The organism is Litoribrevibacter euphylliae (assembly GCF_042646085.1).
GTDB lineage: Bacteria > Pseudomonadota > Gammaproteobacteria > Pseudomonadales > Litoribrevibacteraceae > Litoribrevibacter > Litoribrevibacter euphylliae.
Map to the genome: position 1 here is coordinate 876,302 of NZ_JBHRSZ010000004.1, position 17,138 is coordinate 893,439.

Below are 17,138 nucleotides of genomic sequence, written 5' to 3' on the forward strand. Positions count from 1 at the left end.
TAACGTATACCTGCCACTCTTAAGAATCACCACAGCATGATATCTAATAAAGTCTATTTTAATCGGCAAACAGTAGCGCAGTTTGAAATTGCTTTCGGGTCTATCGCTTTTGTTTGTTTGTGTTGGTTTTGGTATAGCAGCTCTGATTCGTTATCAATCTCTACAGCTGATCAGATTCCACCTGTCATAGAACACGTTGACCAACAGATTCAAATACCAAAACGTTCGGCCAAAACTCAACAGCTCTCATCTATACCTCCTCTGAATGAGAGGCAGTTCTATGATCTGTCCTATGTGGTTGTGACAGGTGATTCCTTAGAGACGATATTCAAGAAGCATCAATTACCTATTACAGAGTTACTTGAGATTCTTGAAGCAGATGAACCTTATCTATTTTTGGATGTATTGCGACCCGGTGACCAACTTCGCTTTCGAGTTGATAAGGTCCGTAATAGGCTTGATGCCTTTTCTCGTGTATTAGATCCGAGTAAAACGGTGTCTTATCGCCGTTCTGATGACGGATTTGTATACGATGAAATTGTTATTCCCACTTCGAAGGTTGCTGAGGTAACAAGGGGGAAGGTGTTTGGAAGCTTTTATGTCTCAGCTTCTTCATCGGGTTTGTCGGATAACAGTGTTATGACCATTACACAGCTTCTGAGGAGTTCACTCAATTTTAATCGTGATCTTCGTGCTGGTGACCACTTTCAGGTCGTGATGGAGCGTGAGACTATTGATGGTCGCACCATCGGGAAAGATAGATTACTTGCTGCACGTATCTATTCCCGAGGCAAAGAATACGGTGCGTATCTACATAGCGATGGATCATACTATGATTCAAACGGTAGCAGTTTAGTACCTGCGCTTTTACGCTACCCAACACGTCAGAAATTTCGAATTAGCTCCCACTTTAGCCCTCGTCGTCGGCATCCAGTGACAGGACTGTTTAAACCTCACCATGGCGTTGACTTTGCCATGCCGACAGGCACACCAGTGCTTTCAACGGGACATGGACGTGTCACTCGAATCGCCAATCATCCTTACGCTGGTAAGTATATTGACATAGACCAGTTTGGCTCTTATTCAACGCGTTTTTTGCATCTTAGTAAAATACTTGTAACCAAAGGCCAGCGGGTTCAGCGGGGTCAAGTAATTGCCTTGTCTGGAAATACGGGGCGTTCAACCGGCCCCCATTTGCATTATGAACTCCATGTCAAAGGTCGACCGGTGAATCCAATTACAGCAAGCATTCCAATGCTTAAATCAATCCCGGATTCTGAGATTAATAATTTTCGTCTCCAGGTTGCTGATATGCAGAAGTTAATGGTCAGTGATGAGAGCATAGTCCAGCTGGATAGCCCGGTAACCAATGAGAGTCAAACAGATCAGCGACCTGATCAGTCCTAAATTAAAAAAGGCATCCTTAAATCGGCAACAGAGTTATTCTATTGCCGATTTAAACTACATTCTCTAAGGCTTCATCACGCCAGGCCAAGTACCATTGCTGGTGGTTTTCGGATAGCCAGGGTCAACCTGATCATCGCTGATGCTATAGCGGATATAGCGTTGACCGGTGAGGAAGATATATGCCCGGCTGTCGCTCCATTGAACCGCAGCCGTGATGTCAGTTGCGTAAGCGCCTAGTCCAGGCCATGTGTTGTCATTAATGGCTTTAGGATATCCGCTGTCGGCTTTATCATCCCCTAAGTCATAGCGAATATATTCGCCGTTTTTCAGGAAGAAGTAGACTTTATCACCCGTCCAGCGAAGGGTTGCTGCGATCTCGGTGGCGTAGTTACCCAAGCCAGGCCAGGTATTATCATCAATCGGTTTTGGATAACCGCTATCAGCTTCATCTTTGATGTTGTCATAACGAATGTAGGTGCCATCATTTAGGAAGAAATAGCTCTTACTGAAAGAGGATTTGAAGCTGGCAATGACTTTGTTGGCATGACTACCTAAACCGGGCCAGGTTTGGTTGTCGGTTGCTTTAGGATATCCACTTTCTGCTTGATCAAGGACTGTGGCGTAGCGCACGTATTTTTCATCGTTCCTAAAGAAATATGCACGAGTGGCATTCCAATCCAGACTTGCTGTGATGTCCAATGCCACTTTACGGTAACTGGCCGGGGTATCGTTTAATACTAAGCTGTAATCCATTACTCCGGTTGAGTTGGAAACGTCGTCCCAACCTTGTAATGATGCTGGAACCGAATCCACCAGCGTGCCATTACGGAAAATATCCACGTTACCTGCTTCTTCGCTGTACCAGCTTAGATCGTTCCCTCTCACACCATTGGCTAATTTTCTGACGCTCAGGTCGCCCATTAATGGAATCCCATCCAGCTTCCAGTTGGCTTCTAACGGAATACCCATGTGGCGTAATAGCGTGGGTGTAATGGAGGTTTGGGCGGCATAGCCATACAAACCATCAAAGTCAGAGTTAGCAAGATTACTTACGGGTTGCGTGAACTCTTTATTCATAGGTTTATTGCTGGCAATAAAGATGGTTTTCTCTTGGGCGGTTTGGTCGCCGTGGCCATAACCTAACAGATCACGACCGTGATCGGTGGTGACCAACACCAGCCAATCATCGCCCGATTCTTTTTCCAATTGCTCTACGGTGTCTAGAAGTTGGCCGAGCTGCTGATCAGCGGTTTTTATGCTGTCATTGTACTTGTTACCAAACCCATAAGAGTGGCCATAGTGATCGGGGTCGTCCAGATGAACAAAGGTAAAGTCGCCGCCGGCTTGCATAAACTGAATGGCTTCGGAGACAACGGTAGGGTCATCTTGACCGTTCTTTACCATATCAATCTGTGTAACGTCGTTGGTGAAGAATTGAGTATTGATAGGAGCCCAATGAGCAATGCTGGCTACTTTCAGGTTGGAATCATGATCTTCCAATCGTTTAAAGATGCTTGGGAAATCAGGGTTTGCCAGGCCAGAGCTATTAGAGGTGACTCCGTGTTTATTGACCCATACTCCGGTAAGAATGGTCGACCAACCAGGCCCACTGTAGGTGGCTTGTTCATTGTTGTCACCTGCAATACCGCCCGTGTAGGCTTTTGTGATGTTTAACCTGTCAAAGTTTGGCGTGTTGAGCGCTTGAATGCGTTCGAACTGTACGCCGTCTATCCCTACCAATAATGCCTTTTGTTCAGCGTGCGCGATGCTGATGCCAGTTCCCAACAGCATGGGAATAAGTGCTTTTGTTAAGAGAGAATGTTTCATTCCTTTCTTCCTTATCGAGTTTTATTAGGTATATACCATTAGTTATAAAATCAATCTGGTATATCCCAAATAGTTAGGCATAACTGTGACGACGCGATGACGAAATAATGAAGTTTGCCATTAGGATTAAGGAAATTTGGAGTGTGTGAAAAAAGATTAGTTTCAGCCCAGAATATTAAAGATCTTTAATCAAATAGCTTTATCAATAGATAGCCAGCAATCAAGATCAGGCTCCAACCCATAGCCTGATTGAACCTTCGGGTTTTCTTTGGGTTATTCAACAGGCCTTGTAGCTTTTCCCCCAGTAGTGCCCAAGCGCTGATCGACAGGTAGCACACGATAAAGTAAATGCCTGAGAAGACAGTGAGGGACTCAGTGCTTTCAATTTGAAATGCCGTCATTCCGGCCATGCTGGCGATCCAGGCTTTGGGGTTCAGCCACTGGAGAAGGGCGCCATCAATGAAGGACGAGGCATCTTTGCTATTTTTTTGTTTGGATACTTGGCTTGTTTTAGCGATCTGCCAGCCGATGTAGGCAATGAATGCAGTTCCTAATGAGCCCAGCACGATCATGATATTTGGCAACACCTCTGAAACATACGAAACGCTTATCCCTGTTAAGAAAAAGAGGGTGATAAAGCCAATGGTTGCCCCAGAAACATAACTGAAGCTCCGAGCCAGGCCATGGTTTAAACCATTGGAGAGAGCCAGCAAGTTCACCGGGCCAGGGGAAATTGACATGGAAAGCGAATAAAGCGCCATAGCGAGCCAGACGGTCATACGAAGCATCCTAAAGTAAAGTGAGTATTTGGTTCTGAAGGTGATTAAGTCTATAGGCTTGTTGATAGTATGATTAGATGCTTTAATTAGATTTTATTGTTCGATTTAATAATACAATGATTGATGATTTAAAAGCCTTGGCGATTTTTGCTGAAACCGTGAAGCAAGGGTCTTTTCGTGCAGCCGCTTCTCACTTTGGGCTTTCTCCCTCCGTAGTAAGCCATCATGTTACGTCCTTGGAAACGAAGCTAGGTACCACCTTGTTGTACCGAACAACACGGGCGTTACGGCTAACTGATCAAGGGGCGTTGCTTTATCAGCATGCGCAAGCCATGTTGGAAAGCGCTGAAACTGGTTTCAATTTGTTGATGGAGAAGGGCAGCCTGATGGGGAATCTGACGATCTCCATTCCCCTATTGTTGTCTCGCTCTGGTTTGGTTAAACGGTTGAGTGAGTTTTCCGCGATGCACCCTAAAGTACATCTCAACATAGTGGCAACTGATCAACGAGTTGATTTGTTGCAAGATCACGTGGATTTGGCCCTACGTTTGGGCAGTCTTGCTGATAGTGGTATGAAATCACGATCTTTGGGTGAGATTCCGAGAAGCCTTGTTTGCAGTGCAGACTTTCTGGATGCATACGGTGAACTACCCACGGTTGAGCATCTGGCTCAGTGCCCCTGGGTGGGTTTATCCATGATGAAGAAGAGTCGTACCATTAGTAAAGGTGATCAACAGCTGGTAATTCAGTATGACAGCCAAATAGATGTAAATACCGTCGACCTGCTGACTGAGTTTTGTATTCAAGGTGTAGGCATTGCAACCCCGCCAACGTTTTTAATATCCCGGCTCCTTGAATCCGGAACATTGGTCGAACTCTTCCCGGAATGGCGTGTTGAACCCATTCAGATATCTGCCGTATGGTTAAGCAGTGGTGGAGAAACCCCGCTGATCCGTGCATTAATTGATTTCATGGCCGAAGAAACCATTGTCTAATGTCTTAGATTTCTTAAAGACCTAGACGGGAAGGATAAAGAAAAATGACCCAAAGCATACAAGCCACAATTAGGCTGGTCCAACCGGAAGATGACGCCATTATGTGTTCGGTGATTCAGCAAGTCGGCCGTGAGTTTGGTGCCATAGGTGAGGGGTTTGGCCCATCCGATGATGAAGTTCAGGCCATGAGTCAGCACTACAGCCAAGAAAAGCGTAGCGCCTACTTCGTTGCGGAAGTCGATGGCAAAATCGTTGGTGGTGGAGGGATTGCACCTTTTTCAACACGTGACGACCAGCAAGATATTTGTGAGTTAAGAAAACTGTTTATTTTGCCCGAGGGCAGGGGCCTGGGGTTAGGAAGGCAACTGACTGAACGATGTTTGGAATTTGCCAAAGCACAAGGCTTCTTACGCTGTTACTTGGATACGCTGAAATCAATGACAGCGGCAATCGCGTTGTATGAAAAAATGGGCTTTGAACACTTATCACAACCGCTGGATGGAACCATCCATGGCGGCTGTGATGTGTGGATGATGAGGAAGCTATAGTTATTGTTCTATATAATACGCGTCTAGAATATATTCGGAGCTAGATGCAAATATTCGCCATGCTGCTGGGCCTGATGGAGAGTTAAGATTTTCTATATATACCCCTTTGCCATAGTAAAAACCCTCTCTGTCACAATTTCTATAACGTAATAAAAAAGATTGTACGTTTACTTTTGGACTATTGTAGTCAATGTTTCCGCTGATAATGCATCCATCTGTATCAGACCCAGTAAAATATCCGTCGTTATCAATGGTAATTGTTTCAGTGTAAGCTCCTAGGATACTTTGCCATGTACTATAAAAATCACTTAAGGAAATTTTGTCATCAGAGAGCTCATTGTAAAGGACTTCAAGGTTATACTGCGTATTTCCTTGATATTTAATGGTTACTGTTAGGCGCTCTTTTTCGGTAATGGTACCCGTAACACTGTAATCGGGTGTTGGTTCGCATGAAAATTTAGTTCCATCAATAGTAAGCGGGCATTGAAGCATTAAAGGTGCATTTATGACATAGAACATGGCATGAGAACGTTCATCAATTAATGCGGCAAGGAGATAGTCAGCTCCCTGATCTTGGTTATCCCAAATTCCAGCGGCGCTTTTGTTATTGTTTTCGCTACCACCAAGGCTGGGGGTGCTTCCGCCGCCACCACCTCCGCCACCGCCACATGCTGTAAGTACTGAAACCACCAGTGTAAGTAAGGCTATTCTCAACATAGCTATGTAATCCTTTGTTTTTAATAGTTAGTTTGTTTCGGCGGCGCGAGTATTATTGCTATTGATTGATTTGTCTATAAGGGAATCTTAAAAATTTGTCTTTTATTGATTTGTTGAAATCTTTGGTCTTTTTTAGAGGTGATAGCGTAGGGAAATACTCTTTAGGTGAGAGGTGTTGAATGTGGAAGGTAATATATGTGTAAGGAGGATAGGTTCGGTAAAAGTTCAACCTTACACGAAGGTTGGATTTCTATCACAACCGCTGGATGGAACCATCCATGGCGGCTGTGATGTGTGGATGATGAAGCGGTTGTAAGTCTCAGGTAGAGCGCTATTTCTTATACTCACCACGACGTGAGGCTTCAAGGAATTGCTGATATCGGCCGTCGGCTTTGATTTTTGCGAGGCCTCGATTGAAGGCTTCCATCAGTTGTTGACCGTTGGCTGTCTTTTTAGAAAAGATGACGGAGTATTTTCTGGACTTCAGTGTTTTAGGGTGTGCTGTGATTTTGTCAGTCATGCCGAGTTTAGCAATGGTTTCATGACCAACTTCAGTATCTTCGAGAACGATATCCAAACGACCTGCGACTAATTTTTTGTAGTTGTTGACGTCCTTACCAATACGATCAACCTTTACCACACCTTGTTTTTCCAGTTCTTCAATGCCGTAGGCGTAACCAATCACGCCGCCAATCTTATATTTAGCGAGATCTTCGGGCTTTGACCAGTCAAAACTATTGCTTGTTTGATAGAACAGTGATGTTCCTAATTCTGCAACAGGTTCCGAGTAGTGGAAGTGTTGAGCCCGATCTTCGTTGTATCCCCAAATCAAAGTGCCTTCGTATTTACCTTCTTTTGCATCTTCATAGCCTCGTTTCCAGGGCAGAAATACATATTTAACGGTTATCCCTTCTTCTTTAAAAGCTTCGGAAACAATGTGCGACATGTAACCCGCGTGTTTTAGTTCTTCTGATAGATAGGGCGCCCACTCACCATTTGCGAGTGTAATTTCCTGACTCTGTGCTGCAACGCTGGAAAACACTAAACCAGCCAATGCCAAACTACGTAACATACAACCGTCCTCTTTGTATTTGATAACTATAAGTTGTAGTCAATAAATGGGGAATTGGACAGCAAACCTATTGATCTTTGTATTCTTGGTTTTAAAGAAATTCAATACAAATAATGACTCATGTAGGATAATGTTTGATTGATGTTTTAATTGCCTGACACAGCCAAGGAAGCCCTTTGTTTACCGTTTACCATTCTAACGATGTTCATGTCTTAAAAACCTTGGTGGTTGAACTGATGGCTCGACAACCTTTGTCGGGTGCCTTTGATAAAGAAACGGTGCTAGTTCAAAGCCCTGGCATGTCGCAGTGGTTGAAGTTACAAATTGCCGATCACTTTGGGATTGCAGCAAACATCGATTTTCCTCTACCGGCAACCTTTGTTTGGAATATCTTTAAGGACGTATTAGACGACGTTCCACAGCGTAGTGCTTTTAGTAAGGATCAGATGACCTGGCGCTTGTTGGAGATTATTCCTGAGCATTTATCCGACGCCTCATTTTCAGAGTTAGACACTTATTTAAAGAACGATGATCGTCAGGTAAAGCTCTATCAATTATCGGCTCGAATAGCGGACATTTTTGACCAGTATTTGATGTATCGGCCACACTGGATTAATCAATGGGAAGTAGGGCAATTCGTTGAAGAGTTACAAGGCGAAGATCAATGGCAAGCCATTTTGTGGAGGGCTCTGTCGGAGCATACATTGGTGTCAGGGGCTTCCAAATATCACCGAGCCAATTTGTATGATGATTGCATTAATCGATTGCGCGCGGGTGCGTGTCCGAAAACGATCAGGCAATTAAAACGTATTTTCATCTTTGGTATTTCTGCGTTGCCTCCGCGCTACTTGCAAGTGCTGGAAGCGTTAGGCCAGCATATTGATGTGCACTTCATGTTGTTTAATCCATGTCAGTTCTACTGGGGGGATATTCTCGATCAGAAGTACCTTTCTCGGATGGCCTTAAAGCAGCGTCAGGATTTTTATTCCGGTGAGCAGAAAGCCCGTTTGAAAAGCGATGTCGAGTCTTACATCGAAGGTGCTGTCGGAAACTCCCTGCTAGCGTCGTGGGGTAAAGTCGGGCGGGACATGCAGCGCTTGTTATCTGATCAATCAGCTTCGGAAGTAGAAGCTTTTGTAGTGCCAGAAAACGAACGTCTGCTGTCTTTTATCAAGCGAGATATGCTGACTCTTAATGATGCCTATTGCATGGCTAAGGCGGAGCAAAAACGCTGCATCTCGGTTAAAGATGACTCGATTTCCCTGAACGTATGTCATAGCTCAATGCGTGAAGTTGAAGTGCTTCATGATTATCTTCTGGATGTGTTTTCAAAGGATGCCTCTATTCAACCTCGTGATGTGGTAGTGATGGTATCGGACATTGATGCCTACAGCCCTTACATTCATGCGGTATTTTCTTCGCAGCCAGAAAACCAGCGGATTCCATTTTCTATTTCGGATTTGAGTTCTAATCACTATCACTCGATCATTCAGGCTTACATTTGGTTGCTGGGTGTTCATCAACATCGTTTTACTAGCACAGAGTTGTTGTCTTTTATTCAAGTCCCGGCGGTGATGGCCAAGTTTGGTTTTGCTGAAGATGATCTGGACTTGATTACTCATTGGATCCAGCAAGCGGGCATTCGCTGGGGCTTGGATGAATTCACGGCCATGTCCTTTGATTTACCGTCGATGAAGCAAAACACTTGGTTGTTTGGTCTGGAGCGAATGCTCTCCGGTTATGCTATGTCTGATGAACTCGGAGTGACAGACGGCGTTTTACCTTATGACCAGATTCAGGGCTTGAATGCGGAATTGGCTGGAAAACTGGCGTATTTAGTTCAACAACTGATTGAACTAAGACATCAGCTAATAGATGAACAGGCTGGCGATCAGAGTATTCATGCTCAAGACAAGATAACCAGGTTGTCTGTCCCTCAGTGGCGGCATTTACTTGAAGATATTCGGATCAACTTCTTTAAGGCCAATGATGAGGATGATCAACGACAGCTTCAGCAAATTGCTGGTGTTATCGGCCATTGGTATGGCCAGATCGAAGAAGCCGGGTTGCTTGATGTTCAGAGCAACCAACAGGGGCATGTGCTAGAGCTGACGTCTGAAGTGATTCTGGAAGTGATGTCGGAAAAGCTGATTCAGGAGCGAATCAGTCAACGCTTTCTGGCAGGGCAGTTGAATTTTTGTACCTTGATGCCGATGCGATCCGTACCGTTTAAGGTCGTGTGTTTGTTAGGCATGGATGGCAATGCCTACCCTCGGCAACAGCCGCCGCTTGGGTTTGATCTTATGCACGGGCGATTTGAATACGGTGATCGTTCCCGTCGAGATGATGATCGTTATTTGTTCCTGGAAGCGGTGCTCTCTGCAGAGAAATACTTGTACCTCAGTTATACCGGGCGCTCGATTCGGGATAATGCGGAGATTATTCCTTCGATTCTTATTTCGGAACTCATGGATTATTGCTCCGAAGGCTTTGTAATGATGGGCTCAGAAGACGCTGATGAGGATCAACAGGTGGCTACTTTACTGGCCCATCTGACTCATGAGCACTCTTTAACGCCATACAGTCCAGCGCAATTTACAAACCCAGAGCGTTTAAACGACACCAAGCCTTTAAGCTACGCCCGTCAATGGTTGGATATTGCAAAGTTAACGCAACATGGCAGTTTTTCTCATTCCTTGGCTAAGACTTCTCTGGAGCCGGTTTCCTGGGATACGACTTTCTTGGATGCTGCGTTACCGTCGTTCGATTTTTCAGGCGTATTGGATTTGAATGAACTCAAGCAGTTTTGGTCCTCGCCTGTTCGGTATTTTTTCCATAAGCGTTTGAAAGTGTATCTGCTAGGAACAGGCGATCCGATCGAAGAAGATGAACGTTTTTCATTGAATGGCCTTCAGAAGTATCAATTGAAAGATCAACTGGCTGAATGGAGTGTGGAGGATCAGTCCTTCGATGTGGGTGATGTTCAGACCGTATTGAAACACTATCAAGCAGAAGGATCGTTACCCACGCTTGGTTTTGGTGAGCTTGAACTCGAGGACAGTTATGGCTTGGTAAGCCAGTTGACTGAGTATCTAAAAACTCTACCCAAGGTGGATAAAGAGCGTGCTGTTGAAGTTAGCCTCTCGGTAGTTGTTGACCATAAAACGATTCAATTGGAATCCTGGTTAGCAAATTACACCGGCGTTTCGTTTCTCAGTTATCGCGTCGGTCAGCTTCGTAGTAAGGATTTATTTTCATTATGGATCAGTCACTTAGCTGCATGTTCTCAAGGTGTTTCGAAACCTTCGAGCTTTGTCGGGTTAGATGCCAAGAAAAAACAGATTGAGCATCTCGGTTTCTTACCCGTTGACTCTGATCAAGCGAAAGCCTTGTTAACGGATCTCACCGAGTGCTGGTGGCAAGGTATGCACGCGCCGTTGTTATTCAACGTAGAAGTAGCGCAAAGCTATTTGAATGAATTAGATAAACCTAAATCGGATGAGCAAATTGCAAAGCAAATGCTGGAAGACTTGGTGACTCAGGCGCTCGAAGAGGATGAGTATATGGGTCGTTGCTGGTCTGAGATTTCAGATGAATATATTGATGAACTTATTAGGTTAATCGAACGTGTCTATCAGCCGATGCACAGTCGCTTGGTTTCATTTATTGAGGGAGATGAGTAATGGCGATTTCATTGAATCCCATGACGTTTCCTCTGTATGGCGAGCGCTTAATTGAGGCATCTGCAGGCACAGGTAAGACTTACACCATTACCAGCTTGTATCTGCGGTTGTTATTAGGTCATGGCGTTCCTTCCTCTGATGACGTACCTCATACAAACGATGAAATACCAACGGCGTTTTCCAGAAAGCTGTTAGTGGATGAAATTCTGGTGGTGACCTTTACTGAAGCCGCGACCCAGGAGTTGAAAGACCGTATCCGCAAGCGTATTAAGGAAGCTCGTAAAGCCTTTGAGCAGTATTTGGACGATCAGGTGGTTTCCGGTGACCCTGCACTAAAGACGTTGATTCAGGAGGTTGCTGACACAAAAGATGCGATCACCACTTTGCGTTATGCTGAGCGTCAGATGGATGAGGCCGCAATCTTCACTATTCATGGTTTCTGTATCCGAATGCTTCAGCAACATGCGTTTGAATCCGGTAACTTGTTCAACGTTCAAATGTGTGACGATGACCGTGAACTCAAGTATCAAGCCGTAAAGGACTATTGGCGTCAGCAGTTTTATCCGTTGCCGAAAGCCTTGATTAAAGTTGTGTTGGAATGTTGGTCGACGCCTGACGAGTTACTGAATGAGATCGGCTATTTGCTCTCTGATACACCGCTCAGCTTTTTACAAGATTATTCCATTGATGACATAGAAATCGCTCATCAAACGTATCTTCAACAAATAGATACGTTTAAACAGACGCTAGGTGTTGGTCTGGCAGAGCTCCATTCTTCAATTCTTGCCGATGTACAGGCGAAGCAATTGGATGGTCGTTCATTTTCTAAGAACAATGTTGCGAAATGGGCCGCATCGGTTGAACGCTGGGCTAGTGAGCCAACTTGCGGGTATCTGATTCCTAAGGAGTTGGAGCACTTTGGTAAGAGTAAGCTGGAAGCCAAGGCAAAAGGGGCATTAACTGTTGATTGGAACTTAGCTGAATCTATCCAGAGCTTTGTGGATCAACCTCCTGAGCTTAAGCCTGCTTTAAAACAACATGCGATTAAGGTTTGTCGTGAGATCTATAAACGACAGAAGTCTCAACGTGGCTTACTGACCTTTGATGATCAAATCAGTACTATGGCACGGGCGCTGTCCTCAGAGGGGTTAACCAACGAGAATACCACTAACGTTGTTGATGCCAAGACAGGCTTTGCATTTGCTCAAAAGTTAAGGCAGCAATTTCCTGTGGCCATGGTGGACGAATTCCAAGACACCGATCAAAGCCAGTACCAAATCTTCTCTCGCATTTATGGCCGTCGGCATAGTTCATCAAAGGGTGACAGAGAGGACGTTGGCTTGTTTATGATTGGTGACCCGAAACAGGCAATTTATGCGTTCCGAGGCGGTGATATTTTTACCTATATGAAGGCGCGTAAGAACGTCGCTGATCACTATACGCTGGATACCAACTGGCGTTCGTCGGCAGCTATGGTTGCCTCAGTGAATCAGATGTTTGATTGCGCTGAATCGGCGTTTATCTATGATCAGGACATTCCATTCGATCCGGTAAATTCGAGCTCGAAAGCCAAGCATATGCACTGGTCAATCAGTGGTGATATTCAGCCTGCCTTGTGTTTATGGCAACCGGATACCAACGAACTGCTGCCTAAGGATTCGGACTACTTGTCAATGATGACGGAGGCAACGGCTAATGAAGTGGCTCGTTTATTAACGCTTTCCGATCAGAAGACATTGACGCTTAATTCTGAAATGGGCGAAAAGGTACTGGCCCCATCAAGCATTGCCATTCTTGTACGAAACTTTGGTCAAGCGCAGCGTATTCGTTCGGCTTTGGCGGAACGTGGGATCGCCAGTGTATATTCTTCGGATCGTAGTAGTGTTTTTGAGCAACAAGAAGCCAAGGTATTGCTTCGAGTGCTAAAAGCAGCCTTGATGCCCGAAAGTGAAAGCTTGGTAAAAGCCGCAATTGGCAGCGATCTGTTTGGTTGGCGTGTCAGCCAGTTAAATCGTCTAAATGAAGATGAGTTAATCTGGGAACAACTGGTTATGCAGTTCAAGCAGTTTCATCAGGTGTGGTTGACGCAAGGCGTACTACCTGCGTTTCATCAACTTATGTTGGAGCAGCAAGTAGCCCTTCACCTTAGTACACAAGTGAACGGTGAGCGTCGCTTAACCGATTTGCTTCATCTATGCGAGCTTTTACAGAATCAAAGTAAATCCGTAGAAAGCCAATATGCCTTAGTGTCTTGGTTGGAAGAGCGAATTCAACAGCCGAATCAAAATTCGCAAGAACAGCAGTTGCGCTTAGAGTCTGAGGACAATCTGGTTAAGGTGGTGACGTATCACAAATCCAAGGGATTGGAATACGATGTGGTGTTTGCACCTTTCGTAAGTTACTTCTGGCCGAATAACCGCCAAGGCGTTTCCATTACGCACGATGATGAAGGTAATTCCTTGGTGGACGTGACTGACCAGCACAAAGCGGAAGTTGCAAAAGAGCGGATCGCTGAAGACATCCGTTTGTTGTATGTAACTCTTACACGATCTATCTACGCCTGTTATCTCGGGCTGCCAGGTTTGATGGCTGGGACAAAGACTAAACCTGATCCTAAGATCTGTCCTAAATACATGTCAGAGACAGGGCTAGGATGGCTGGTTGGACAGGGAAAAGCCGTGACACCTGACATGCTGGAAGACGTTATCCAGCAGTGGCTTTCGCTTCAAAGTGAGCATTCCACCATTAGACGATCTCTGCCAAATCTTACTTACACGGAGTATGAACCTCCCGAAAAAGCGATACCTGAGTTAAGTGCCAATCAGTTCAACTCACGAATTGATTACAACTGGTGGGTGACAAGTTATTCGCGATTGGTGTCAGAGAATCATCATGTGGCCATTACCTTACCCACGATGGCTGACGATCAAGAAGGTGCGAACAGTGCTTTGTCGTCCGATTACGATGCTTCGGTTGAAACTAAAGGTGAAGATGCTAACTTGCCTGATCTTCATCAAGAACACCTTGAACCTCTTTATCAACCTGAAGATGTGACTTTTGCCTACGATATTCATCACTTTCCAAAAGGTGCAGAAGCTGGAACTTTTCTGCATTTGTTGTTTGAAAGCATTGAATTTCAGGAATGTGAAAGTGAAGAAACGCGAGAGACTATCCAAGAATTGTTAACGGTTTCACCCCTGTCTCATCAGTTGGTCGAGAGGGAACTGCCTAGCTACCGATTGCTGGGTAAGACAGAACAAGAAGCCGACGAGCTCAAAAACAAGGTGATCGAGCGTTGGGTTGATGTGCTTCATAGCATGATCATAAATGTGCTGGCCAAGCCTCTTCAGCAAGGCGATGACGCGGGATCTACGGATTTTGATCTTCCGATATTAATGAATACAGCATCAGAGCAACGGTTGGTAGAAATGGAGTTTTTGATTCCATTCACTGAGTTGGATTGTCAAAGTGTTAATCGAATCATTCAGCAGGATCGTTTGACGGCGAGGGCGCAGCAAGGTCTGACTTTTTCGAACGTTCAAGGCATGCTGAAGGGGTTCATTGACTTGATCTTTGAAGCCAATGGCAAGTTCTATGTGCTTGATTGGAAATCGAACTATCTGGGCGTTGATGCAGAGGCTTATACACAATCCGCTATGCAGGATGCTATGTTGGGCCACCGATATGACTTTCAATATCAACTGTATACCTTGGCGTTGCATCGGTATTTGAAATCACGCTTATCTGATTATGACTACGACATCCACATTGGAGGTGCTTATTACGTGTTCTTGCGCGGTGTGACAGGGAATGAAGAGACGTCGTCTCCATTCGATACGGCTTCTGAGAGCGGTGTCTTCTTTACCAAAGCGCCGAAGGCCATGATCGAAGCGCTGGATCAGCTGTTTTCAGGGCAAGCTGTTGAGCATCCAGATAAGCCCATTCTAACAGATGAAAGGAAGCTGGCTGTTTCAGAAGACGATGTGTTTGGCGATGATGTATTTGAAAACACTGGAATTTCGACCTCTGGTGATCAGGGGGAGTTGTTTTAATGAATCAAGTCATAGTGTCTACGCCGAATTTGCGACAGTCGAGAGTATTAACTGCACTGGCTTATCTGGTGGAGCAAAAAATAATTCGTCCTCTGGATCTCGAATTTGCACGCTTTTTATGGTCCCAAGAGGCCAAACAGCTAGAAACAGGGCTTCAACCAGAATTGGTTTATGAGCGATCAGAGCTTTGCGCTAAGTATGGTGCGCTGGTCAGCGTTTTCTTGGGAAAAGGGCATGTCTGTGTTCAGCTTGAGCGCTTGATTAATCAGGCGGCTCATCCGTTTCTCGAGGATGAAAGCGTAACGTATGGTCGTCACCAGACTTTGGATGCCGAGCTCTTAGCTATGTTGGCTTTTGATCTGGATGAGGTTCCCCAATTAACAGAATGTGTCTCCATAGCTTATGAACCAACAAAAGCTCTGGTGTTGGAGAAAAGTACATCAGATCATTCGACTCGATTGTATCTTAATCGGTATTGGCATTATGAAGAGATCATTCGTACCTTCATCAATAATGGTGCTCAGGAAGACAGTGTGCTTGATGTTGATGAGGTCTTGCTGTCTGAGATTCTGGAGCAACTGTTTCCTGCTCATCCAAATGGCTCGTATGATTATCAAAAATTAGCGGCTGCGGTGGCGCTTACATCCTCCATGTCGGTAATTACCGGTGGCCCGGGAACAGGTAAAACCTACACGGTAGTGCGATTGTTGGCAGCGCTTCTTCAATATCATCATAACGTGGCTAGGAAGGATGCTAATGTACGTATGCCGGTTATCAAGCTGGCTGCGCCAACCGGTAAAGCCGCTGCGAGGATGTTGGAGTCCATTCGGGATGCCTTAGGCTCATTACCGTTAAGCGACGACCTTAAAGCGCTATTTCCTGAATCAGCCAATACGCTTCATCGCTTATTAGGGCCAAAGCCATTAGATGCTAACTTCAAACACGATCGGAATAACCCTCTGCATTTGGATATTTTGATCGTGGATGAGGCTTCTATGATTGATTTACCTATGATGGCGAAGCTTCTGGATGCGATGCCGACCCACGGGCGCCTAGTGTTACTGGGTGATCGTGATCAGCTAGCGTCGGTGGAGGCGGGGGCGGTATTGAATGATTTATGCCAAATGCTCGGAGCTTACAGTTCTAAGAGGGCGGAGCAATTGACGCGATTGACTGGGGCAACCGTTGAGGCTCATCCAGCGTCGCCTTTTGCAGGTATTCAGGATTCATTGGCTTGGCTGAGGGTCAGTCGTCGTTTTGGTGCGGACTCAGGCATCGGACACTTAGCCAAAGCGATTAATGAAGGCAATGCCAGGGCCGTCACAAAACTGCTCATCAATGCAGCCTACAGTGATGTAAATGCAATTGAATACAGTGCCGCTCACTATTCAAAGCTCCTCTTTATGATCGCTAACGCGTATCACACTTATATACATGCGGCTAAAGCGCAATCTTACTCTGAGGCATTGAATCTCTTTTCAGACGTACGTTTGTTATGTGCATTGAGAGAAGGCGAGTTTGGGGTTCGAGGATTAAATCAAGCCATTGAGGAGCGTTTGGCAAAGACCGCAATGATTCAGCGGGAAGTGGAAACTGAAGTCGGCATTGTTCGTTCAGATTGGTACGTTGGTCGCCCTGTGATGGTTACTCGAAATGATCATTCATTGGGTCTCTACAATGGTGATATTGGTGTGGTTATGCGAGATGAAGCGGGCCGGCTACGAGTGTATTTTGATGGTGCTGATGGTTTGAAAGCTATCTTGCCAAGCCGTATGCCAGAACATGAAACGGCTTATGCGATGACGGTTCACAAATCCCAAGGCTCTGAATTTGAACATACTTATTTTATTTTGCCAGATCGTTTAAACCCGGTACTCACTCGAGAGCTGGTGTATACCGCAGTGACACGGGCTAAGACGCAGTTAACATTGTTGTATTCGGCGGATGTTTTAAAAGACGCAGTAGTGCAACGAGTGCAGCGTTTTAGCGGGCTTCAGGAAAAGCTGTTATTAATATGAAGTTAATATGAATTGAGCAGCTTAGGCTTGATTTAGTTGG

Annotated in this window: 10 protein-coding genes; 6 read left to right on the plus strand and 4 right to left on the minus strand. The window is 45.2% G+C overall.

The window, feature by feature from the left end; all coding sequences use genetic code 11:
* Positions 1–36: 36 nt before the first annotated feature.
* Positions 37–1,407 (plus strand): peptidoglycan DD-metalloendopeptidase family protein, encoded by a 1,371-nt coding sequence (locus tag ACFOEK_RS11520; RefSeq protein ID WP_386720828.1) that lies wholly within the window; start codon positions 37–39, stop codon positions 1,405–1,407.
* A gap of 63 nt (positions 1,408–1,470) precedes the next feature.
* On the opposite strand, the gene ACFOEK_RS11525 is transcribed toward ACFOEK_RS11520, so the two are convergent.
* Complete coding sequence (locus tag ACFOEK_RS11525) at positions 1,471–3,234, minus strand: alkaline phosphatase family protein (protein ID WP_386720831.1); 1,764 nt, start codon at positions 3,232–3,234, stop codon at positions 1,471–1,473.
* Positions 3,235–3,419: 185 nt separating this feature from the next.
* The gene (locus ACFOEK_RS11530) at positions 3,420–4,013 is read right to left on the minus strand and encodes a LysE family translocator (protein ID WP_386720834.1); all 594 of its coding nucleotides are present in this window, start codon (positions 4,011–4,013) and stop codon (positions 3,420–3,422) included.
* A 116-nt stretch (positions 4,014–4,129) separates the two neighbouring features.
* Here ACFOEK_RS11530 and ACFOEK_RS11535 point away from each other — a divergent pair, with 116 nt between their 5' ends.
* Positions 4,130–5,008, plus strand: coding sequence for a LysR family transcriptional regulator (locus ACFOEK_RS11535; protein WP_386720837.1), 879 nt, complete (start codon positions 4,130–4,132; stop codon positions 5,006–5,008).
* A gap of 44 nt (positions 5,009–5,052) precedes the next feature.
* Positions 5,053–5,556 carry a GNAT family N-acetyltransferase gene (locus ACFOEK_RS11540; protein ID WP_386720841.1) on the plus strand — a complete coding sequence of 168 codons (504 nt, stop codon included), beginning with the start codon at positions 5,053–5,055 and terminating at the stop codon, positions 5,554–5,556.
* On the opposite strand, the gene ACFOEK_RS11545 is transcribed toward ACFOEK_RS11540, so the two are convergent.
* Positions 5,557–6,273, minus strand: a complete 717-nt coding sequence (locus ACFOEK_RS11545; RefSeq protein WP_386720845.1) for a hypothetical protein — start codon at positions 6,271–6,273, stop codon at positions 5,557–5,559.
* A 331-nt stretch (positions 6,274–6,604) separates the two neighbouring features.
* Entirely contained in the window at positions 6,605–7,345 is a 741-nt protein-coding gene (locus tag ACFOEK_RS11550; RefSeq protein ID WP_386720847.1) for a substrate-binding periplasmic protein, read from the minus strand.
* Positions 7,346–7,521: 176 nt separating this feature from the next.
* Between ACFOEK_RS11550 and recC the strand changes: the two genes are divergently transcribed.
* The 3 genes from recC to recD are packed head-to-tail and all read left to right on the plus strand — an operon-like array spanning position 7,522 to position 17,098.
* Positions 7,522–11,028, plus strand: a complete 3,507-nt coding sequence (gene recC, locus ACFOEK_RS11555) for an exodeoxyribonuclease V subunit gamma (protein ID WP_386720850.1) — start codon at positions 7,522–7,524, stop codon at positions 11,026–11,028.
* Complete coding sequence (gene recB / locus ACFOEK_RS11560) at positions 11,028–15,080, plus strand: exodeoxyribonuclease V subunit beta (protein WP_386720853.1); 4,053 nt, start codon at positions 11,028–11,030, stop codon at positions 15,078–15,080. The genes recC and recB overlap by 1 nt, the downstream gene beginning before the upstream one ends.
* Entirely contained in the window at positions 15,080–17,098 is a 2,019-nt protein-coding gene (gene recD / locus ACFOEK_RS11565; protein WP_386720856.1) for an exodeoxyribonuclease V subunit alpha, read from the plus strand. The genes recB and recD overlap by 1 nt, the downstream gene beginning before the upstream one ends.
* Positions 17,099–17,138 lie beyond the last annotated feature (40 nt).